Origin of the sequence: Roseburia lenta (assembly GCF_014287435.1) — a bacterium.
Taxonomy (GTDB): domain Bacteria; phylum Bacillota; class Clostridia; order Lachnospirales; family Lachnospiraceae; genus Pararoseburia; species Pararoseburia lenta.
Genome location: NZ_JACOPG010000003.1, coordinates 25,952 through 47,959, shown reverse-complemented (window position 1 = coordinate 47,959; position 22,008 = coordinate 25,952). Strand labels below are relative to the sequence as shown.

General features: G+C 43.9%; 18 protein-coding genes. 1 reads left to right on the top strand and 17 read right to left on the bottom strand.

Translation table 11 applies throughout. From position 1 onward, the window contains the following. The 13 genes from H8R94_RS07780 to H8R94_RS07720 all read right to left on the bottom strand — a co-directional run bounded on the left by H8R94_RS07780 (position 1) and on the right by H8R94_RS07720 (position 18,418). Entirely contained in the window at positions 1 to 648 is a 648-nt protein-coding gene (locus tag H8R94_RS07780; protein ID WP_186854321.1) for a potassium channel family protein, read from the bottom strand. 11 nt (positions 649 to 659) lie between these two features. Then, the gene (locus tag H8R94_RS07775) at positions 660 to 1,997 is read right to left on the bottom strand and encodes a TrkH family potassium uptake protein (RefSeq protein ID WP_186854320.1); all 1,338 of its coding nucleotides are present in this window, start codon (positions 1,995 to 1,997) and stop codon (positions 660 to 662) included. A 117-nt stretch (positions 1,998 to 2,114) separates the two neighbouring features. After that, positions 2,115 to 2,963, bottom strand: coding sequence for a class I SAM-dependent methyltransferase (locus H8R94_RS07770; protein ID WP_186854319.1), 849 nt, complete (start codon positions 2,961 to 2,963; stop codon positions 2,115 to 2,117). Positions 2,964 to 2,965: 2 nt separating this feature from the next. Further along, entirely contained in the window at positions 2,966 to 5,395 is a 2,430-nt protein-coding gene (locus H8R94_RS07765) for a 6-pyruvoyl-tetrahydropterin synthase-related protein (RefSeq protein WP_186854318.1), read from the bottom strand. A 6-nt stretch (positions 5,396 to 5,401) separates the two neighbouring features. Next, complete coding sequence (locus H8R94_RS07760; protein WP_186854317.1) at positions 5,402 to 7,870, bottom strand: 6-pyruvoyl-tetrahydropterin synthase-related protein; 2,469 nt, start codon at positions 7,868 to 7,870, stop codon at positions 5,402 to 5,404. Between the two features lie 2 nt (positions 7,871 to 7,872). After that, a complete protein-coding gene (locus H8R94_RS07755; protein WP_118281412.1) occupies positions 7,873 to 8,346 on the bottom strand; it encodes a 6-carboxytetrahydropterin synthase in 474 nt (157 codons plus the stop codon). A 3-nt stretch (positions 8,347 to 8,349) separates the two neighbouring features. Beyond that, positions 8,350 to 9,456 (bottom strand): hypothetical protein, encoded by a 1,107-nt coding sequence (locus H8R94_RS07750; RefSeq protein ID WP_118535492.1) that lies wholly within the window; start codon positions 9,454 to 9,456, stop codon positions 8,350 to 8,352. A gap of 33 nt (positions 9,457 to 9,489) precedes the next feature. Further along, the gene (locus tag H8R94_RS07745) at positions 9,490 to 10,887 is read right to left on the bottom strand and encodes a TIGR03111 family XrtG-associated glycosyltransferase (protein ID WP_186854316.1); all 1,398 of its coding nucleotides are present in this window, start codon (positions 10,885 to 10,887) and stop codon (positions 9,490 to 9,492) included. Then, complete coding sequence (xrtG, locus tag H8R94_RS07740; RefSeq protein WP_118281409.1) at positions 10,871 to 11,467, bottom strand: exosortase family protein XrtG; 597 nt, start codon at positions 11,465 to 11,467, stop codon at positions 10,871 to 10,873. The genes H8R94_RS07745 and xrtG overlap by 17 nt, the downstream gene beginning before the upstream one ends. Next, a complete protein-coding gene (locus tag H8R94_RS07735; protein WP_186854315.1) occupies positions 11,464 to 13,290 on the bottom strand; it encodes a Firmicu-CTERM sorting domain-containing protein in 1,827 nt (608 codons plus the stop codon). Before H8R94_RS07735 ends, xrtG begins: the two co-directional genes overlap by 4 nt. A gap of 162 nt (positions 13,291 to 13,452) precedes the next feature. Continuing rightward, complete coding sequence (locus tag H8R94_RS07730; RefSeq protein ID WP_118281407.1) at positions 13,453 to 14,910, bottom strand: TrkH family potassium uptake protein; 1,458 nt, start codon at positions 14,908 to 14,910, stop codon at positions 13,453 to 13,455. Between the two features lie 26 nt (positions 14,911 to 14,936). Then, positions 14,937 to 16,295 carry a Trk system potassium transporter TrkA gene (gene trkA / locus H8R94_RS07725; RefSeq protein ID WP_118535495.1) on the bottom strand — a complete coding sequence of 453 codons (1,359 nt, stop codon included), beginning with the start codon at positions 16,293 to 16,295 and terminating at the stop codon, positions 14,937 to 14,939. A gap of 293 nt (positions 16,296 to 16,588) precedes the next feature. Then, positions 16,589 to 18,418 carry a family 43 glycosylhydrolase gene (locus H8R94_RS07720; RefSeq protein ID WP_178009741.1) on the bottom strand — a complete coding sequence of 610 codons (1,830 nt, stop codon included), beginning with the start codon at positions 18,416 to 18,418 and terminating at the stop codon, positions 16,589 to 16,591. A gap of 265 nt (positions 18,419 to 18,683) precedes the next feature. Between H8R94_RS07720 and H8R94_RS07715 the strand changes: the two genes are divergently transcribed. Next, positions 18,684 to 19,730 carry an aldose epimerase family protein gene (locus H8R94_RS07715; RefSeq protein WP_118281404.1) on the top strand — a complete coding sequence of 349 codons (1,047 nt, stop codon included), beginning with the start codon at positions 18,684 to 18,686 and terminating at the stop codon, positions 19,728 to 19,730. Positions 19,731 to 19,809: 79 nt separating this feature from the next. Here the strand turns inward: H8R94_RS07715 and H8R94_RS07710 are convergent, their stop codons facing one another. The 4 genes from H8R94_RS07710 to H8R94_RS12185 are packed head-to-tail and all read right to left on the bottom strand — an operon-like array spanning position 19,810 to position 22,004. Then, positions 19,810 to 20,484 (bottom strand): hypothetical protein, encoded by a 675-nt coding sequence (locus tag H8R94_RS07710; protein WP_186854314.1) that lies wholly within the window; start codon positions 20,482 to 20,484, stop codon positions 19,810 to 19,812. Beyond that, the gene (locus H8R94_RS07705; protein WP_186854313.1) at positions 20,468 to 21,079 is read right to left on the bottom strand and encodes a hypothetical protein; all 612 of its coding nucleotides are present in this window, start codon (positions 21,077 to 21,079) and stop codon (positions 20,468 to 20,470) included. The genes H8R94_RS07710 and H8R94_RS07705 overlap by 17 nt, the downstream gene beginning before the upstream one ends. 11 nt (positions 21,080 to 21,090) lie before the next feature. Then, positions 21,091 to 21,561: an ATP-binding cassette domain-containing protein gene (locus tag H8R94_RS12190; protein WP_243238489.1), complete on the bottom strand. Its 471-nt coding sequence runs from the start codon at positions 21,559 to 21,561 to the stop codon at positions 21,091 to 21,093. Further along, on the bottom strand, positions 21,558 to 22,004 hold the full coding sequence (locus H8R94_RS12185) for an ATP-binding cassette domain-containing protein (RefSeq protein WP_243238488.1): 447 nt from the start codon (positions 22,002 to 22,004) through the stop codon (positions 21,558 to 21,560). Before H8R94_RS12185 ends, H8R94_RS12190 begins: the two co-directional genes overlap by 4 nt. Positions 22,005 to 22,008: the final 4 nt, after the last annotated feature.

The following is a 22,008-nucleotide window of genomic DNA, read 5'->3' as shown; positions in this document are numbered from 1 at the left end:
TCATATGTGAAAACATTTTTGAATTGCTTTATGTTCGCCAACCACAAGAAGTGTTTGTCCCTCGTTCAAAATATCATCTGGAGATATAGCCAATTTCATACTCCCCTTCTCCTTAATTGCCATAATATTAATCCCATATCTCTGCCTGAGATTGACTTCTCGTATATTCTTTCCAATCCAGGCATCTGGCAGTTCCACTTCGAAAATCGCATAATTATCATCTAACTTTACATAGTCCAAAATGTAATTTGATGTATACCTTATTGCTGTCCACTTTGCAATTTGTTTCTCCGGATTCACTACTTCATCCGCGCCATTTCGTAAAAGAAATTTTTCCTGAACTTCACGATTTGCCCTTGAAACAACCATCTTTCCACCAAGTTCTTTTAATAGCGATGTTGTTTCAAGAGAACTTTGAAAATCATTTCCAATAGTTTCAATACATACATCGTAGTTATTAATTCCTAAAGATGCCAAAAAGTTAGCATTCGTACTATCTCCTATCAACGCATTTGTTACATATGGCAATGCCTCGTTTACTCTGCTCTCGTTCTTATCTATAGCCATGACTTGATGTCCCAATTCATGAATTTGTTTCACAATCAACATCCCAAAATTGCCAAGCCCTATTACCAATACTGATTTCATTTTTTCTCTCCTTATCCTACTGTAATGTTTTCTATTGGATACTTTAATGTACTTGTATCCTTATGCGAAAAAGCTGCATATATAATTGTCAAACCTCCCACACGTCCAAAAAACATAAGCAAAATCAATATGATATGCGAGGTTTGTGAAAGGCTTGTCGTGATTCCAAGAGTAAGCCCTACTGTACCAATAGCTGAAAAGCTTTCAAACATACAATCCAATATCGGCAAGCTTTCAACCATACTGATGATAACAGCAGCTGACACTGCAAAAAACTGATACATAAACATAATGGTTGCTGCGCTTTTTACAATGGAATCATCTATTCTTCTTCCATAAAAATTTGCATTCTGCCTTCTCCGAAATACTGCAACAGCATTTGCAAATAAAACAGCAACCGTTGTTGTTTTCATTCCTCCTGCTGTAGAACCCGGAGAACCACCTATTAACATTAGAATCATTGTAAGCGTTTTTCCTGCATCAGACATTTTTGATAAATCTGCTGTATTAAATCCCGCCGTTCTTGGCGTTACAGCCTGAAAGATAGACATACAAACACGTTTTTCCAAAGGATTGTCATAAAATTCTACAAAAAAGAATAAAATCGCGGGTACGAAAATCAATATTATTGTCGTTACCAGAATTACTTTTGTCTGTATTGCATATTCCTTAAGGCGTGTTTTCTTCGTTACAATATCCCTCCATGTAAGGAATCCCAGCCCTCCCAGAATAATCAAAATACATACCACCATATTTAGATATACATTTCCTGAAAATGAGGTTAAAGAACTAAACTTTCCTGTCTTATCTCCCATAAGATCAAATCCTGCATTGCAGAACGCAGATATAGAATGAAAGACAGATAGCCATATTCCTTTTACCCCATATTGCGGCACGAATACTGGAAATAGCAATAATGCGCCAATCCCCTCAATTGCAAATGACGTCAAAAAAAGGAATCGTGTCAGTTTGACAACACCACCAACCTGTGGTGCGGAGAGTGCATTTTGCATGGTCTGACGTTGCATTAAACTGATTTTTCTTCCTGCAATCATAGAAAGAAATGAAGCTACAGAGATAACTCCTAGTCCACCAACTTGTATCAGTATTAAAATCACTGTTTGTCCAAAATATGACCAATATGTAGCCGTATCATATACCACTAGTCCTGTAACACACACCGCAGATGTGGCTGTAAATAAAGCGCTTCCAAAGGAAGTAACCTCACCTGTTTGCGACGAAATAGGCAACATCAATAACATTGCTCCTAACAAAATCACCCCAACAAATCCTAATGTTATAATTTGAAAAGATGTTAACTTTTCTTTTATTCTTACAAGGTCTGACACCTATACTTCCTCCGTTCTTTCTTTTTCTACAAATATTTTACGTCATAAAAAATAAGGTGCCATAAATTGTTTTTTTCTGATATAAAGATTGTATAAAGATGAAAAAAGCCATCTGGTCTAACCCAGATGACTCTTTTTACATCTTAATATATCCACTGTGTGCGCCCCGGCGCCAAGCAGCTCCGGACGTTCACATGTTGACAAGTGATACTCGATAAATTTCGCAAACATCTCTTCCGACATAGCATTTAATTCCCTGCGCATATAGTCTGCCGGTCCATCCGCAGAAATTGTCTGCACATGCTCCAGTCCTGCTGCATCACGCAGTTCTTTCATATCTTCCAACCGCACATAGTCGTACAGGTCTTTTTCCGTGGAATGACAATGGAAGTTATCGTCCAATCGTCCGTCTTCGATACACGCAATTGCATTCCCTTCTTTAAAACCATAGGTGAGCACACCATATTCGTTCATCAGATAGGCGACCAGAATATAACCCCCCGGTCTTGTCACACGTTTTGCCTCTGTCAGCGCCTGCAACTTATCCTCGAAGGAATACAAATGGTACATGGGTCCAAACAAAAGCGTCAGATCAAAGGTATCCTCGGCAAAGCGTTTTAGCTTTCTTGCATCGCCCTGATAAGCCTGCAGCAAAAATTCCTTGCCAGCCTCCTGACATTCTTTTTTCGCCACGTTCGCATTCTGCTTTAAACGTCCCAGATTATATTTCACATACTCCACAGCCGTCACATCATGGCCTTCTTTTGCCAGTTCTACTGCGTAACGACCTGTTCCTGCCCCGATATCCAGAATCTGTAATGTTGTATCCTTTGCGTTTTCGCCTTGCAGAATCTCCAGATACTTATGGATATATTTCATGGAAGTAATATACTCCACCTGCCCGTGCCTGCGCATCAGGCGCTTATCCTCATTAAATTTATTATAATGAGCCGTCAACTCATCCATACTCAGTTCATCTCCAATAGTTTATCTGTCAGTTTGCGCAGTGGCACAAGAGGATCCCATTTCTTCTTAAAGAGCAGGATCCATAGGAAGATCGTTGCAAAAATGCCAATAAGTGTGACGATCATGCCCTCTTTAAAATATGCGTAAACGTAATGGATCCGTGTTGTTCCAGCCTTAACCGTGATCAGTTCATTCTTTACACCGAATTTCCGGTCAGACACAAAATTGTCCTGGTATGCTACATTGGTGCATACATCCTGGTCCGTCTTGATCGTCATGCCATTTGCATCATAAGTGATCGTCAGCGGAACGATCTCATAAGAAACATTGGTATCTGCCTCTTTCATGGCAAACATCTTTTCCACCAGGGTCCGCAGATCTGCCTGTGGGTTCTCTGCCAGCATATAAGGCAGGCTCATGCCCACGACATGAATATTCTTGTCGTAGGTCGCAAAATATCCCAGTTCCAAGCCATCTGTCACAAAATTTTCCATCGTCACGTCATCATTGCTGCTCGTCAGATATTGGGAAACCCACTTATATGGCAGATCAAATGTATAAGTATCATCCCCATACCGCCACTCGGAAACCTTTGTCAAAGTGATATCCTGAACCTCAATACCAAAGAGATTTCCTATACCATAACGATTCTTCGGAATACTTCTGGCATCGATATACACCTCTGTCCCGGCATCTGCCAAAGATGTCAACAATTCCTCGAACTTTTGTTGATCACTATAGGTAAATCCGGACAGATAGATCTTTTTGTACTGTTTGAGATCATCCAGAGAATAGTCGTCCAGATCCTCACTTGCACCAGCCACAAAGGACGGATACATGTAGGAAACATACAAGGCAGACGATCCGATCGCCAGATTGTCAGCCGATATATTCACACCGAACTGTCCGTCTACCCCCTCCAGATCAAAGAGGATCACATCTGCATTTTCGTCCACAAAGGTATAGCCATATCTCTTTGCCGCCGCTACAATGTCCTCTGTCGAAAATCCCTTTGGCAGGATAGATTTTTTCAAAAGCGCACTGTCACAGCCCAATTCCAGCAATTCCTGGAAAGTATAATCATAATATCCATAGCGCGCTGCCTCCGTCATATGCACGATCCGCACATTGGTCGTCGCACCCTGAATATCCCAGCCCTGCACATAATCCACATTCTTTTCCAGTACAAAATAGGAAACATAGGATTTCAGCGTACTTTCATCCACAAGGCCCATACGGTTTGAAGTCAGGTCTGCCGCCTCGTCCAAGAGGTTTTCCCCGGATACCGGCTCCTCGATCTGGGTAAAATAGAAATAGGACGGCGCCGTATCTAAAAGCACCGCAACCAGTGTCAGCCAGATCAGCCCCTTCTTCTTAAATTCCAGAAAGCCCCACTCATAGCAGATCAAAACATAGCACATCTGCACATAACGCAGCATCCACCATGCCTGCGGCAAAGGCATATGACTCACTAGTGGCAAAAATGCATCTGCCGATAAAACAAAGAAGATCAGACCAATAATCGCGCCCGCTTTTCGCTTACCAAAGATGATAATGACAATGGCGATCGCAAACATCGCCAGCCCAAAGGTACAGGATGTCTCGCCCTGCTGTCTGGTTGTCACACTTAAAGACAAGAGCAGGTTCTGGCTCCAATCCGACATACGGTTTGCCGTCGAAGAAGAGGATCCCGTCACAACGTCGCCCAAAAGCGCTGGCAGGAGAACGATTCCGGAAGTCAGGATTCCCAGTACAAAAGCTAAAGGTCCTAAATACCATGTTCCTTTTTTTGCTCCGGCAAAAATACTATACAGTGAAAAAATAATGGCACACATAGCAGTCAACATGATATGAGTCGCAACAAACAAAAATACCATGATCACTGTCGGAATCAAAGATTTTTTCTTTTCGATCAGATTCGTATAAAAATAAAAGAAAAGCGGCAGCATACCCGACATAAAGGCACGGGCAAGATTTCCCTCACCAAACATCAGACGCACGTTATCCGGCAAAAAGAAATAACAAATGCCGATCACGATAAAGAAAAACCGTTGCTCACGATTGGCGATCAGACAAAATCCGATATAACCAACCGCAAAAATGGTCACAAAGAGCAGATAGTAAGATAAGAGCAGACTACCTGTCAGCAGATAGCCGATCGCCATCACATAATAAGCAAAGATCGGCCAATAGCGGAACATCTGAAATCCATTGTACCAGTCCTCTGTATAGAGGGGAAAAAGCACACCTTTTTTGATGTTTTCTCCTAAGAATTCCACCTTATACAAGTGTCCATAGACATCTTCTCCTGCCGGCTGATAGCCTCTCAGATACAAGAACAAAAAGATCCCGAGAGAAACCAGTATGCCTACCAAAATTTCAATGGCAATATATTTTTTATTGTGGTTCTGTTCTTTGTTTTTTTGTTTCATAAGCCTCTAAACTCGTTCTAATTGCTTTTTTCCGTGCTTTCTTACACCGATCAATAACAGTATCGCTGACACAAGTGCTCCCGCAGACAAGAGCATACCCTGCGTAAAATATGGATAATACAGGATGATCGTCGTCGTACCTTTGTTGACATAAACCTGATGCCCATTGATGTCATAATCGTCAGATGCAAGCATATTATCCGTGTCGGCAAGTGTCGTGTTGACATTGTCATATTGGGATGTGATCGTCACTTCCTTATTTTGCACATCTACGGTCAGCGGCACGATCTTATGATCCGGCTCCTTGGTCACATAAGAACCGATCAGATCGTCTATGATCTTTTTGCTGCCATCCTCATCCAGTGTCCGGTAATAATGATATGCCAGACTGATACCGATAAAAGTAATATTTTCATTCTTGGCTGTTCCGGCAAACGCCATCTGTACGCCGTTTTCATACAAATAACCCTTGACGTTGGTCAGACCGTTCATACAGACGGTCTTCCACTCTGTCTCGTCTTTCGGGAAGAGTTCGCACAGAACTTCCTGATCGTTGTAATAAAGGATAGGATAACCATTTTCAAACTTGACACTCTGACAATCCACACCTAAAAATTCCTGGATACCCGTGTAGGTATCGGTTGGAATACTGCTGGCATCGACCACGACTTTAACCCCTGCCTTTGCCAGTTTCATGACCAGATTTTCCGCGCTGGTCTGATCGTCATAGGTAAAACCGGACAGATAGACCAGTTTATAGTCCTTTAAATCAGCAAAAGAATAATCGTTTAAATTATTTGATTTCCCTTGGATCATATCCGCATAGGAATAGGTCAAAAGTTTCCCCGACGTGCCGATACTGATAGCATCATACCGGCTGACAACACCAAAGGTTTCCGGTGTGCCCTGATGGAAAAGATAATATTTGCCCTTGCTGGCAACCAGATCATAGCCACAACTTTTCGCCGCCGCGATCACATCCTCCATATCTTTTGCGAGATACTTGGTCGCATCCGTATAGATCAACACCGTATCATTTCCAAGTAAAAGGAGCCGGTCAAATAAATAGGTGTAGTGTCTGGCTCCAACCGCTTCGTTCACATCCATGATATTCTCGGATGTTGCCGCATACTGCCAGCCATTGCCTCCGCTCTGTGCCACTATGCCCTGTCCGTCATCCGCTACCGTTGCCACATAGGCTGCACTTGCGCCATAAATATCACCATCCAGAAAATACATGCGCTGCTTTGTGATCTGTCGTGCCTGATCCAGCAAAGTCGTCTTTTCAAAAACATCCAACTGGTCTGTCGCATCATAGTATGCCTGCCCCTGATTTACCTTGATCGATGGATAGGCATCTATGACAAGCACCGCCACACAGGCAAGATAAAAGATCTTTTTCAAAGATTTCCAATAAACAAAACTAAGCAGGATCATACACAGGGCTATGGAGATATACTCTGTCATCCAGAAATATCGTTTGCCCGGCATATTGGATAAAACAATATAGGCGCTGCTGGTCGTTCCCAGAAAGAGAATAATGCCTGCCACATAGCCAACACGTGACTTTTTGGAACCTGCAAGCACACCAAAGACTGTCAGTAAAAAGGCAGCCAGCCCAAAATAATAATGCTGGTCATTTCCCTGCAAACGATAGACCGGATTTAAAGACTGCAAGGCGCTCTGGAAGTAATTTTTCATGACTGTGACATTGTAGGTATCCGATCCGTCCCCCTGCAAGGATGGATAAAGCCATACGCCCAGAAGCAGGATGCCAAGCACCATGGCTGCAACTGCAGGTAGGATACCCGGCTTCTTTTTATACATAAAATGTACCAAAATGCCAAACAGCAGGACCGTGATCGCCACAAAAATACTGTAGCGCACACTGCATGCCACGATCAAAAACTGACTGACGATCATACCAGCTAAAGTTCTGCTCTTTTTGACCTCCGTAAAAAACCACTCATAGGTAAAGCCGATCAATACCGGCAAAAAGATCATGGCACATGCTTCTGCCAAATTTCCCAATAAAAAGAGGGTATGCATATTATTGGGCATAAAGAACCAAAGCGTGCCGACCAGAAATCCGGTCTTCAGGCGTCCGATCTTCTTTCCGATAAAGATCCAGCCGACCGCGCCTGCAAAATAGAGCAATCCCACAAAAAAGAGATAGCCTGTATTGGCATCGCCGCCCACAAGAGCCTGACACGCTGCTATAAGATAGATCGGCAGAGGCTCCACATAACGGAGTAACTGCTCCCCATTAAACCAATAAGGATCATAGAGAGGAAACCCGTTTCCCTCACCTATGCCTTTGAGAAGCATCTTTGCACGATAGATATATTGTAATGTATTTGTTCCTGCGGGATAGTTTCCACCGCGATAAAGCATATATACAAGGCCAACTGCGATCAGGACATAAAGCACCAGCATAACAGCGATCGTGCATATCGTCTTACCTCTTTTTTTCATGGTCAGTCTTCCTTTTTCTGCGCGATCCGGTCAACGACTGCATCAATTTCCGCATCCATGCTTTCCTTGCGTCTGTTTCTGATCGTTTCCTTGAAATCCTCGTCTTCCTCGAAACTGATGATGTAACTTCTGGTCGGCGTTTCGCTGCTCTCCATCTTGATCAGTTTGGCATCGCCAGCCTCTACAATATCGCGGATATCTAAGATAAACTTTTCGGACATGTTTTCCAGGGTTGGAATCACAGTGTCAAAAGGTTCAAAATTGTTCATGATTCCGTTTTGATACTTGGCAAAATACTCGCTGATAGATTTCTCGTAAGTATTAAATTCCACGAACTCATCATTTTTGATCATGATGTCAATGGTAAATTCCCAAGTGTGGGGATGTGTCTCGCCCTCCACACCGTTGATGATGATATAATGATTCGCATTGAGATAAAATTTAAAACGATAGGTACGGTTCAACTGTAATGCCATGAATTACCACTCCTTTTCTTCCGCTTCCGCGCATGCCTCTGTAATGGTCTTTTTGCTTTCCTTAATATCTTCCATGTGGCGGATCTGATCGACCGCTCCCACATTATGGATCACGCGCCACGCCATTTCATAGGTATAGTGACACATGAGGAGAATGATCCCTGTGTCATCTTTCTTAAATCGCAGGATCTCATCATCTAATTTGGTCATAGAATCTGCCAAAAACTGTTTGGTGTCCGCCTCCGTTGCAAAACGCAGCACCGCAAGCACTGCCTGATCCACATTTTTCTCATCCAATTTGCGGGCAAATGCAGGAAGCACTGCCTCCTGATAAAGATTTAATCTCGTATCGTAGGCATCCCTCTCCTTTGCTTCGCGCTCCAAGCGCTCGATGTGCTGGTTCTGGATCTCCAGACGGCTATGCAAAAGATTGTTATCAAGTTCCCGCTTCTTTACCGTCATTTCTGCTCCCATGGCTACCAAAAGCATGAGTACCATAATGATGATGACATAAATATACATACTGATACGTGTTGACAAAAATTCGTTGTTATCTAAGATAACGGTCTCATCGGTCAAAAGACACAGGGTATATTGTGTGTCATTGTAGGAAAAGATCACACCGGATGCCACATAACGGGATCCGTCCATCTTGATCAGTTCATGGGTCACATGGTTCAAGCGCAGGGATTTTACAAATTCATCTGCCGAACTTGTGTCATAAAACTTATCCAGTGAAGTCCCCTGATATTTGTCTGTCTCTGTAACATTTTTGACAAAAAGGATATTCTCCTCTTTTGACAGGGTCCAGTAATGTGTATTTCCACTATCCAGAGTCTCTATAATATCAGAAATGATGCTTTCCTCGGTTCCATTTTCCTGTAAATTGATCTGATCCAGCACCAACTGCACATAGTTATCCTGCTGGGTCGCATAAACATTCATAATTGTAGTCGTATAGCGCTTCATCAGATAATGTCCCATCGCCGACATGGCTGCCACCACGACCAGGGTAAGGATCAGTATATTCCGGAATTTTCTTTCCAGTTTCCTGATATCTGTCTTTTTATTCTGCCATTCTGCTGTCTGTCGCAGTTCTTTCTTTTTCAAAATCCTGCCTCCGTTTATCATCATATCTTACGGTCATTCGTCTTCCATCCCCGGCACATTGACAAATGCACGGAACTTCTGGATGGCTCCCCGAATACCGGATGTATTGCCTAAAAACTCATCTTTAAATGCCTGCTTTTCTTCGGTAAAATTACGTGTTTTCCATGCACTGCTGGTATTGATACTGTTGATGATCCCTGCAAAGCGGATGAAAAATACCAAAAGGTTAAAGAATGGCAAAAGGAACACCACATACCACTGCTTCCTATAATACTTCTGCAATTCCTTAAATGGCTTTAGGAATACCACTGTCGAAAAGAAATAGAAAAATCCCACGACAAAGTAGCCCAAAAACAGGATCGCTACCGAAAACAAAACCATCTGCATGGAGTAATTCATAAACAGCAGGCAGATCAATGCCAGATACCAGATCATGCGCGGGAAAGCAAAGGTATGATCGTAGACCAGGGTGCGCACGGTCGGGTCAGAAAACATGCGGTTGACCTTCAATTTGTCCTTTAAGAACATGGAAGAAACTTCCAGACTTCCGCGCTGCCAGCGCTGTCTCTGCGTATATAACTTGTTCATATCATCGATCGGGTCAACAAAAAAGATGGCATTCTCACAGATCTGCACCTTTTCTTTTTTATTGTAGCGCATCTGGAAAGTCAGTTCCGTATCTTCACAAATGGTGTCCGTATTATACATATGCGAGTTTAACACGGCCGACTTACGAAAGGCAGAAAAAGCCCCCGATAAGGTATAGACCGAATTTGTCTCGGATGCATAGTTTCGCCCTGCCAAAAATGCCTGCGCGTATTCCATGAACTCTGTCTTGCGCAATAACTTTGGAAATACCCAAGGATACTCCTCGATCAAGCGCGGCTCGATCAAAATAGCCCCGGTCATGACCTGGATCTCCGGGTCTGCCTCAAACTTGGCGATCAGATTTTTCAATGCCGACCTTTCCAAAATACCGTCACTGTCAATATTTATGATGTATTTGCCCTTGCTGTTAAAAAGCGCCATGTTCAGCGCCTTGGACTTACCTTGTTCTGCATTGAGCCACTGCATGATCAGTTCCGGATACTTGGACTGACATCGGCAAAATACCTGAAAACTGTTATCCTTGCCCTGATTATTGATCAGATAGACATTGATGCGGTCATTTGGATAATCACTCTCATAGATCGATCGGATGCAGGCTTCCAGTGTGCACGCAGAATTATACACAGGGATCATCAGAGTGATCTCAGGATAAAATCCCAAGTTCTGCTCCTCTGACTCCTTTGTTTTTTGTTTGATACGTTTGTGTTTGCGAAATAATATAAAGATGTTACCAATCGCCGGGACCATTTCCATGATAAATGGAATGATGATCCACGCAGCCCAGAAAAGAAAGGAATTTAACACGCTATTTATCGTGACCATACGCAAATCCTCCCACTTTTTGCCGGATAATCTGTGCCTTGGTAAATACAAAGAAATACAATATTACAGTCAGTGCATAGAACACCAATCTGCCCACAATGGTATGTGCTATATGATAGGCACCGATACCATTGAAATAGATAATGGTACAGATGACGGCAATACGCAGTGCATTGGCAAGGATAATGTAAAAAATGCCAACTACACTTACAATGATACGTTCAAAAATGTTGTATGCCTCAAAAAAGACAAGCAATGCCAGATATGCCATAATCTCCAGAATACCGGAACATTCAAAGTCGATCTGGAGCGTGATGGCTCCGTCGGCGGCATTGACAAATAATACGCCATACTTGAAGAATGCCGTATACATACCTGTGATATCACCAAAAACACCAGCCACTGCAGCAACTACTTCTGCCAGTGGCTGGGTCATGATAGGTCTTACCCATACCATCATGATGATAAAAAGTCCGCAGGCTCCCCAGAAATACTTCCAGGCTTTGAGCTGCGCTTTATGCATCAGATAGTAAATATAAATCCAAACTCCGATTAAAACGAATCCAATGATATTTTTCATGCTAACCTTCCGGTGCGTTTTTTACGATATACCTGTGCGATCACAACAACTGCCAGACACAGGAGAATACCTAAGATCGGTCCTGTAGATGTACCGCCACAGGATATCCACTGCGATCCGATACGAACATAGTTCACATGGAATGTCTTCATGTCGGACTGCTTGAGATTCCAGTCATAAGCACCCCATTGCTCCGGTGCCTTATTCACAACCTCTACCAAGGTTGGAATATCAATGTAGTATTCCATCTGTGCCCTGCCGGTCTTATCGACATGGATATAGGCTCTGCCATATGTATAAGTCCATGGATCATTGATGTTGCTAGCAGATCCTACATATGCTGTATCAAAAAGATAAAATTCATAATCTCCGGGTCCAAGATTGGTTGCATCCTTCCACTGCTGCACATTGCCATTGGCATCTACGCCACGCAGGGTGAAATACATGGTATTTCTGCTGTTTTGACCGTTTACACTCAAAGTAATGAAATTGAATGCATCGCGGTAGTAAGCACCATAATAATCTACATAGCCAAAGAGAATGTCACCGTCCGAATACAAAGCCCCGGAAGCATCTGCCTTGGTATTGTAACCGATGGATGTCTTCTGATAGCCTTCCCAATCAGAAAAATCATAGTCATAGGAAATCTTTTTGAGCGTTCCTGTCGTCGTATCATCTGTATCAATGCCTGGTGACTGGTTGACACAGCCCTGTGCGATATAGATCGGTGTCGTATCCGTCATAATACCGAAATTGAGGGATGTGATCTTGTCATTAAAACCTTGCAGGCTGGATACCGGCACGGCAATCTCATACTCATGATTGCTATAGCGGAAGTCCAACTCACGCAACTCTTTGCCGGATCTGACATAGGCAGCTGCATTGCTGATCATGATATTGGTCTTGGTACCATCACTCAGTTCAATGCAGTAAGTACCATTATTCCATGGGCCTACCTGTGTTGCACAGCCATCCCACCAGTCCTGCTCACGCAAATAGAGGTAAACGTAATCTCCGATCCATACAGCCGCACCTTCCTTCAAGGCGCTTGCCGGGTTCTGCGTTTTTTGCACATTATTCCAATCCGAGAAATTGCCATCGATCGTAATGCCGTTTGCTGTAGTCACTGCCAGATCAGCATTTGCGTCCTCTGTAGTATCTTCTTCATTCTCATCAATGGCTTCCACGGTCTCCTCTGTGGATGCTTCGGAAGAATTACCATTGCCGTAGCCCGTCTCATCCTTCGGCTTTTCCAGTACAGACGCACCGTCGATCGTTGCAATATCACTGCCGGAAACGGAAACACCGGCATAGGCTAAAGTAAAGTCCTCAGATGGGAACCAGGATCTTGGAATAGCAACTTCAGCGAAGGCAGAATCTACATTGTAATCTGTATTGCCGCCCTCAAAGACCAACTGCGCCCCGGATATATTGTTGTTCCAGCCATCCTTGACAACATAAGATCCACTGCCGTCTGACCAGTCTTGTACAAATTGAATGGTGCTGTAATTGGCATTGTAAAGTTGACTGTCATTGTATGTAAGGCTCACCTTGGTATTGCCGATCGCCTCGCCATATGCCCCGGTCGGATTCTGCGCTGCATATAAATACAGATAACTGCCCGATACACAGGTCTTCCAATCGCTGACAGAGCCATCTGCAGAACCACGGCTGGCGATACTGCCCCAATCCGCGCTATTGCCATCGCATACGACACTGTCCGATGCCAGTACATCCCTTGCCTGATCCGGCAACAGACAGACTGCCGATGCAACAGCCATACTTCCTGCTAATAATAATGAAATTATTTTCTTGCCCTTCATGCACCTCATCCTCTTATCATAAAAAACTACACTAACATCTTTTATAGTAAAACATTATACCCACTATATGCCCATATTTCAAGAATTCTGCCCTTGAAATATATGTCAATCCTGTGCGTTTTATACTGAATTTATCGGTATTTTCCTCTCAGATTTCAACCATTATCCCAACTTCTTCCAGGTATTTTTGGAAAGCAGGATCATGATCGGGAAAATTTCCAGTCTGCCCGCCAACATATCAAAGATCAGGATGATCTTTGACAGAATGCTGAAATCATGGTAATTGCAAGTCGGTCCGACGCCATCCAAGCCCGGTCCGATATTGTTAAAGCAGGCAATGACCGATGTCATGGTTGTTGTCAAACTCTTACCATCCAGACAAATCACAAGGAAACTGACGATGGTGATCATCACATAGGCGATCAGATAAGTGTTCAGATTATCCAGCACCTTCTCGCTGACGACCTGACCATTATTTCTTACAACTAAGACCTTTTGCGGATTTAGGGTCTTTTGCAGATTGCGGTGCAGGTTCTTGAACAAAAGCAGGATACGACCGCACTTAAAACCACCGCCGGTACTGCCCGCACTCGCTCCACAGAACATGAGGATAATCAGGATCGCCTTGGAAAAGGTCGGCCAGAGGTCAAAGTCCGTGGTTGCAAAACCGGTCGTCGTGATGATGGTCGCCACCTGGAAAAATACCTGCTGAACAGTCTCTCCCAGACTGTGGAACATAGATCTGGTATTGATGGAGATCAGGACCACGCTGGCAAAAATAAGCCCAAGATACAGTTTCAGTTCTTCGTCCTTTAAGACATCCTTCACCTTGCCTAAAAGGAGCATATAGTAACAGGTAAAATTGACCCCAAAGAGGATCATAAATACCGTACAGACATTCTGGATGTAGACGCTGTAACCTGCCATACTGTCATTTTTTATACCGAATCCACCCGTGCCGGCGGTTCCGTATGCAGTACAGATCGCCTCAAAGGGTGACATACCGCCGAAAAGCAGAAACACAAAACATAAGATCGTCAAGGCCACATACAGGGTATATAAGATCGTCGCTGTCTGGCGCATACGTGGCACCAGTTTGCCGACATTTGGTCCCGGACTTTCTGCTCGAAGCAAATGCATGGTAAAGCCGTTGCCCTTGCCACTGGCAGGAATGACCGCCAGAAGAAAGACCATAACCCCCATACCGCCCAGCCAATGGGTGAAACTACGCCAGTAGAGCATGCCATAGGACATTGCCTCCACATTGGTAAGAATGGATGCTCCCGTTGTGGTAAAGCCGGAAACCGTCTCAAAATATGCATCAATAAATGCCGGGATCTCACCGGAAATAAAAAACGGCATACAGCCGACCAGACTCATGATCGCCCAGCCCAGACCCGCACTGACCAATCCTTCTCTGGCATAAAAACGCATCTCTGCCCTACGACAGAGCATAAACATAAGCAGTCCTACAAGGATCGATCCTATGATCGTTGTTGCAAATGCCGTAATGGAAGTCGCCTCGCCGTGGATCAGACTAATGATCCATGCCGGCACCATAAAGACCGCTTCCGTAATGATCACGAGGGACATGAAACGTCCCACCATCTTATAGTTCATACCAAACCTCGTTACTCTAATTTATATTATGCAAACATATCATTTAATGTGTGAAGAACCACATCGCCGTTCGTTACAACCACTAAGGTATCGCCAACGTCAAAGGTCGATTCTCCATCCGGGATGACCGGCATCTTTCCACGCGTGATACACGCGATCAGCACATTTTTGCGCAACTGCAGTTCCTTTAACGGCTTGCCACAGTTTCTCGTCTTTTCATCCACGCGAAATTCCAAGGCTTCCATCTGTCCCTCTGCAAAAGAATGTACGGATAACGCCGCACCTGTGGTATTTTCCATAGCACGCACATAACGCACGATCTGGTTACAGCACAACTCCTTCGGACAGACAACGCTTCCCAGGTTCAAGATATCCTGGATCATGGAATTCTCGGTATGATCCACCTTGGTAATCACCTGTTCCACGTTACAATTTTGTGCATAAAGCGAAATGATCATGTTCATCTCATCATAACTTGTCATGGTAACCAGAGCGTCACACTGCTCTAAGCCTTCGCTCTCCAAGAATGTCTGATTGCTGGCATCGCCCCAGATCACGGATACGTCCGGCAGATATTTTGCCAGTTCCACGCAACGGTCTCTGTCCTTCTCGATCAAATGTACATCAATACCGGCGCGCGACAACATCTGGGCCAGATAAAAACTGACTTTTCCGCCGCCACACAGGATCACACGTTTTGCCTTATGGGTGATGATGCCAAGATTTTTCAAAAGGCTTGTCAGTTCCTTGGCTGCCGCCGTTACATAGATACGGTCGCCCTCTTTTAAGACGAAATTACCATCCGGTGCACTGACCACGCCGTTTCTTCGCACAGCACACACCAAGACCTTACTCTTTACGATCGAGTTCAGGTCATTCAGTGCAATGTTGCAAAGTTTGGAATTTTCTTTTATCTTCAATTCTACGATCTCTGCTCTGCCACGCGCAAAGGTGTCTCTTCGCAGGAAACCCGGATAATTCAAGAGACGGTCAATCTCAAGTGCAGCCTGTCTCTCCGGATTTACCGTCATAGAAAGCGCAAAAGTATCTCTCATTTTATAGATCTGATCTCCATACTCTGGGTTACGAATACGGGCGATCGTATGAATATCAGGATTCATGCCATGTGCAGTCATGCAACATAAGAGGTTGAACTCATCCTTTCCCGCAACAGCGATCAAAAGATCCGCCTTTCGTATATTTGCCTGCTCTAAGACCTCCATAGAAGCACAGTTTCCCTGTACACTCATAACATCAAAACGGTCAGAACATACTTCCATCACCTGTTGATTATTATCAATCAGCGTAACCTCATAACCTTCTGCCAGCAGTTTTTTGGTCAGCATACAGCCAACTTTTCCGGCACCAGCAATGATAACTTTCACTTTTAACTCCTCCTAGCAAATCAAATTCGCTCATACTCCAATATAGTTGTATATCACTTGTTCCAAAAAGGCAACTGTTTTATCATGTATTCCTCTGTAAATTCTATAAAAAGTGTATCAAAATCTGTCTCCACCCTTGTTAATGCAATGTCACTGATTTTATGGATTTGTGATATCAAGCTGATCTTTTTAACTGAAAAAAATTAAATACTTATATATGTAACAAAACTCCTGCTATCTCACGTAATTCAGAGACAGCAGGAGTTTTCTTATTTATAAAGTTTTTGCAGGTATTATGATAATGCAATAACCTGACCTTCCGTAATGCCATTTTCATTGAAAGCATCCACGCGGACAAAGTAATTCTGTGTGGTAACAAGTGCCTTAATCTCTTTCTCGGTCACGCCAAATACCATATAACTATGATATAACTTGTCTGCCTTATGTCCCCAGAGGATGTTGTAACCTACGACATCATCACTAGGACTCTCGATCGTAACTTTCATGTATCTGCGGTCAGCCTCACGTTTTGCTGCAAATGTAGGAGTCTTTGGCGCCTGTCCATTCCCCCTACCAAAGACACGAAGTCCGCTGACGCATGCTTTCTGGTCGTATGGCACTTCGAGAACTGTCAATTTCAGGTAACGTATCTGTAAGCCATCCTCTCTTACCACAAGATCATGTGGCAGGTTTGTTGTAACTTCTGACTTATCCTCAATCATAAAGTAATCTTTGCCATCCACGGATCCTTCCAATGTCCAGCGTGTGATCAGATCGCGCTCCTCAATATAACGCTTTCCGGTCTGATTTCCACGAAGTTCTCCCGGTGTTGGGATTTCGATCTTGTCGTCTGCAAAGTTGACCTGGATCGCATGTACATCCATAGTCTCGCCCAGGTCTACTTGTACCCATTCACCCGGCTTTTCGCTTGCAGCACGCCACCATGTACGGACATTTTCCTCTGTAACCTTATCCGCACCTTTTCCTTCTTCTGCAGAAGATGCGGTCGCGTTCTTTCCATAACTTAAGAGCATCCACTCCGGATTCTTCCATGGGTCCTGCTTATCACCGCTGACAGCCTGTGGCCAGTCACCATATCTCTGATTACAGAATAATTCGCCGTCTGCATCAAAGCCCGCCGGCCATACACCGACACGACGTTCAAAATTATGATTGATGCTGATACGCATGGTAGAAGTATGCCAAAGGTTATCCTTCTGATCGCGCATGGTAGAACCGTGTCCGGCTCCCGGGATAAATCCGCCTGGTTTGTAAGAATACGGATTATTCTGTGCCAATTTGAAAGGTCCCAGCGGGGAATCCGATACATAAACACCATCCGCATACACATTATACTGTGCACCAGGGCAGGCATACTGGAGATAATATTTGCCATCATGCTTATCCATCCAGGCACCCTCGATGTATGGGCGACCGCTGACATAACCCTTTAACATGATAGCCATGCCCTGCATCTGCGGTGGCAGATTATCCGGATCCATTCCTTGCATCTGCATGAATCCACGATATTTTGCTTCCAAAGCATCGTCTTCCAAAGGCAGGTCGCAATGGTCTTCTCCACAGACTTCATAACCATTTTCACTCCAATTACCATGCACAAGTTCGATTCGCTCCGTCTTTGGCTGCATGGTCTCCGGATCCATTTCCACGCCCCAGATTGGCGTCATATTGGCACATCCCCAATAAAAATATACTTTTCCATCATCATCTACAAAAAGGTTTGGATCCCAGAAATCAAAACTTCCCTTGATCTCCTCATAAGGTCCTTCCTCAATATTCTTGGTACGATAAAAATTACAAGGCTCTCCTCTTTTGGAAGCAGAGAAATAAACATAGTCACCTAAGACGCGTACATCCGGTGCATAGTCATAAAATGGCAGATTGTCCGGCAGACGCTTTGCTTCCCAATTTGCCATATCTTCAGATACCCAGACACCCAGTGTCATAGATGCAAAGATATAATACTTTCCTTTAAAATAAATCATAGATGGATCTGCCGCTTCACGCGATACTTCGATCGCACCCTCACCCAATCCCGGCATAACCTGCTGGTTGAACTGGTAACGGTAATCCACATTTAACGGATTACAAAAATACTTCATATTCCTTTTCCTCCTTCTTATATGCACATTCCAGCGCGAAATTATCTATTCTTATTTTGTATCATAAGGCAGCCTTTCTTTTTTCGATATCAAAATTTTGCTTTTTTTACAAATTTTTATATATCTTTTTGCATCTGATCTTTCTTGGCAAAAAACTGATACAAAAAAATCAACTACTTTACATGGTAATGCAGGTATCTTTTGCTATAATAAATCTAACTTGGCAGAATATTGCCAAAAACCGATTTGACAGGAGGTATTTACTTTGGAAAAACATGTATGGGGACAGACACCCGATGGAGAAGATGTTGTAGTTTACGAACTGACCGGAACCAATGGCATGCGGGCAAGCGTGATGAATTACGGTGCCAATCTTTTGACACTCTTTGTTCCTGATAAAAATAGGGATTGCAAGGACATTGTACTTGGCTATGAACATTTAGAAGACTATTTTACCAACGATGCTTTCTTTGGATGCAGCGTCGTTCCATGCGGCAACCGCATCGGTGATGCCAAATTTACCTTGAATGGCAAGACCTACGAACTGGATAAAAATGACGGTGTCAACAATTTACATAGCGGCTTCCATCCTCTTTGTCGCCGTATCTGGGATGTCGATGCCGTATCCGAAAACAGCATCACTTTTTCTTATAAGAAGAAGGATATGGATATGGGATTTCCGGGAAACGCAACCTATACCGTGACTTATACACTGACAGAAGATAGGGAACTGCGTCTGGACTACACCGGACTTTCTGATGCAGACACAATCTTCAATCCTACCAACCACTCTTACTTTAACCTTGCCGGACACGATGCCGGACTTTCCGCTATGGAGCAGAAGATCTGGATCAACGCCAGCCGTTTTACCCAGACAGACGACGCTTCTATCCCAGACGGCGTACTTCTCGATGTTGCAGGCACACCAATGGACTTTACAACACCTAAGCCTATGGCACCAGAGATGGATGATGCTTACGAGCAGCTTGCATGGGCAGGCGGATACGATCACAACTTCGTACTCGACAAACCATTGGGTCAAATGGGAATTGCTGCTTCCTTCTATGATCCGGCATCCGGTCGCAAGATGGAAGTCTACACAGATCTGCCGGGCATGCAGTTATACGGCGGCAATTATATCAATGAGGGACTAGTCGGCAAGGGCGGCTGTACTTATGGCAAACGCTATGGCGTAGCCTTTGAGACACAGTATTTCCCAAATGCCATCAACATCCCATCTTTCCCGCAGCCGCTAGAAAAGGCAGGAGAGACGGTCAAGACTTCTACCGTTTACAAATTTACGACAGTATAATTATCTAAAAATCCCCGGGACGACTCGATAATCAGACTTCTGACTATCATGCATCCCGGGGATTTTTCTTTTTACACGATTAATTTTTCAGATATTTTCGCATGGCTGCCCCCTGCGCATACTTAGAAAGCGGTGCACGATAGACCAGTTTTGCGATCAGATATTCCAGTCCCACACCAACCAGCGCACTTGCATAGGCAAAGAGGATGACTAGCCCGGGAGATGCCGGAACAAAAGACAAGACAAAACTGCTCTCCCCTACAGATTGATAGCCCATAACATAGGATATCGGACAGATGATCGCGAATAACAATATGATCGATAAAGCATAATACTTATACACCAAAGCCGTGTAGAGATGCAATATAATCATGATCAGACATAAGATGACAAAAGCACTTAAGACAACTCTTGCATGGTCCGGATATACCTTTACCTCCACAATCTTCAAGACAACCAGAATACTCATGGATACCAGAGTGGTCACAAGGTCGCCGAGACACGCCAGTGAAGTCTGAATCTGCTTTCCACGTGGGCTTGCCGCAACCAGCCCCGACATACAGATGCTATAGAGGGTCTGCGTCACAAAAAGCGGTGACATCATCATAAAAAACATGCCCAGCCAATAGGTTCCATGCGAAACTACTTCCATGACAAGACCGATCACATACATGATGAGCATGCTGACCAGTTGTGTTTTCCTCTGAAAACCATATTTTTGAAATTCATATATATATTTAATCTTCTCGATCATAATAACTCCTTTCCATCCTTCTAACTGCCAATCTGGCTTCTAGGATCGTTGCAATAATCGCCAGCAGCAGGGCTACGCCCCATTGCAGGATCAGATTACCCTCATAAAGACAAAAGACAAGGATAACCGCCAGAACCGGGGCCAGATAAGAAAACAGCAAGTTGCTGACATAGCCTGCAAAAAACCGGCTTCCTATGATGGCAAAAGTCGCAACGGCTCCCATGATCAAGCCCGATGCCACCGAACACATACAAATGCCTGCCAGGATACCAAAGTAGAGACACCTGCGAACGCCGTCTACGATCAGCATCTGCCCATACAATTTCATGCCGTTTGTCGATGCCTTCACTAACTCAATCCCGCGAAATTCTTTGCCATATATACCGCTAAAGTTCCAGCTATCTGTAAAGACTTCCAGCAAGATATATCCGATAAGTATACCAAAACCGATCACACTAAACTCCGGATCAGGGCCATCAGATGCAGATAATACCGGAATCCTGCTGGTAAAGATAACAACAAGTGGGATGAGCAAAAGCGCTGTGATCTTGTATATGAGTGTTGTATTATTCCAATACATTTTTATCGCTTTCATCATAAGCCCCCTTACTGTAGATGCACCTTGCTGGATTTTTTCATGATCGCCACACTGATCTGGGACAAGGTCGGTGTCTGAACGGTAACATCTAATCCTGCCAGTTTATCCATATCCTCTGCCAGACAAATACCTTCGTAGCCGTAATTATTTTTTGTCATGCTGTACATAAATTTCTCTGCCGTACAGACATCTTTCAATTCGCCTTTGACATAGACATATTTTTCTTTTAAGTCTTCCACAAAGCCTTTTTCCACCACCTGTCCATGCTCTACAATCACCGCATAATCTGTTACGTTTTCCATATCTGCAATATTATGTGTGGAAAAAAGAACCGTCTTTTCTCCAGCACCTTCCTCCAAATAGCCACGGATCATATCGCATAAAACATCACGCATCAATGGGTCCAGCGGAGATGCCGGTTCATCCAAAAGAAGCATCTGCGTCTCTCTGGCAAAAACGCCGGAAAGCATAAGTTTCATGCGGTTTCCATCTGATAAGTCATTGACTTTTTTCCTTTGCCCTTGTTATCTTTCGTTGCAACCTGCAACTGTTGGATGTAGTTTTCAAATTTGTTGCAGTCAAAATTCTGATAAAGCAGGTCGGTGATCTCCTCTACCTGTTTGACCGTCCACTGCGGAAGATAATAATTGTTTGGTCCAACGTAGCCGATCATCTCCTTGACAGGGCAATCGGCATTTTCACGCTCCTTATCATCCCACTGTCCGAAAAACTCCATGTTGCCCTTATAATCGAGCCGCACACCTGCCAATGCATTTAAAAGTGTTGTCTTACCGGCGCCGTTCTCTCCGATCAGGGCTGTCGCAAAGCCCTGCGGGATCTTTAAGCACGGCACATCCAGTGTAAAGCCCCTAAACTTTTTGCTGAAATTATTTATTGAAACTGCTGTCTTTACCTCTTCCATTGCC

Coding starts and splice junctions, on each gene's coding strand:
- H8R94_RS07770 (WP_186854319.1), bottom strand. CDS start 2,963: ATGGATGAGTTGACGGCTCATTATAATAAATTTAATGAGGATAAGCGC.
- H8R94_RS07710 (WP_186854314.1), bottom strand. CDS start 20,484: ATGATCGAGAAGATTAAATATATATATGAATTTCAAAAATATGGTTTT.
- xrtG (WP_118281409.1), bottom strand. CDS start 11,467: ATGAAAAATATCATTGGATTCGTTTTAATCGGAGTTTGGATTTATATT.
- H8R94_RS07735 (WP_186854315.1), bottom strand. CDS start 13,290: ATGAAGGGCAAGAAAATAATTTCATTATTATTAGCAGGAAGTATGGCT.
- H8R94_RS07760 (WP_186854317.1), bottom strand. CDS start 7,870: ATGAAAAAAAGAGGTAAGACGATATGCACGATCGCTGTTATGCTGGTG.
- H8R94_RS12190 (WP_243238489.1), bottom strand. CDS start 21,561: ATGAAACTTATGCTTTCCGGCGTTTTTGCCAGAGAGACGCAGATGCTT.
- H8R94_RS07780 (WP_186854321.1), bottom strand. CDS start 648: ATGAAATCAGTATTGGTAATAGGGCTTGGCAATTTTGGGATGTTGATT.
- H8R94_RS07720 (WP_178009741.1), bottom strand. CDS start 18,418: ATGAAGTATTTTTGTAATCCGTTAAATGTGGATTACCGTTACCAGTTC.
- H8R94_RS07705 (WP_186854313.1), bottom strand. CDS start 21,079: ATGAAAGCGATAAAAATGTATTGGAATAATACAACACTCATATACAAG.
- H8R94_RS07765 (WP_186854318.1), bottom strand. CDS start 5,395: ATGAAACAAAAAAACAAAGAACAGAACCACAATAAAAAATATATTGCC.
- H8R94_RS07755 (WP_118281412.1), bottom strand. CDS start 8,346: ATGGCATTACAGTTGAACCGTACCTATCGTTTTAAATTTTATCTCAAT.
- H8R94_RS07730 (WP_118281407.1), bottom strand. CDS start 14,910: ATGAACTATAAGATGGTGGGACGTTTCATGTCCCTCGTGATCATTACG.
- H8R94_RS12185 (WP_243238488.1), bottom strand. CDS start 22,004: ATGGAAGAGGTAAAGACAGCAGTTTCAATAAATAATTTCAGCAAAAAG.
- H8R94_RS07745 (WP_186854316.1), bottom strand. CDS start 10,887: ATGGTCACGATAAATAGCGTGTTAAATTCCTTTCTTTTCTGGGCTGCG.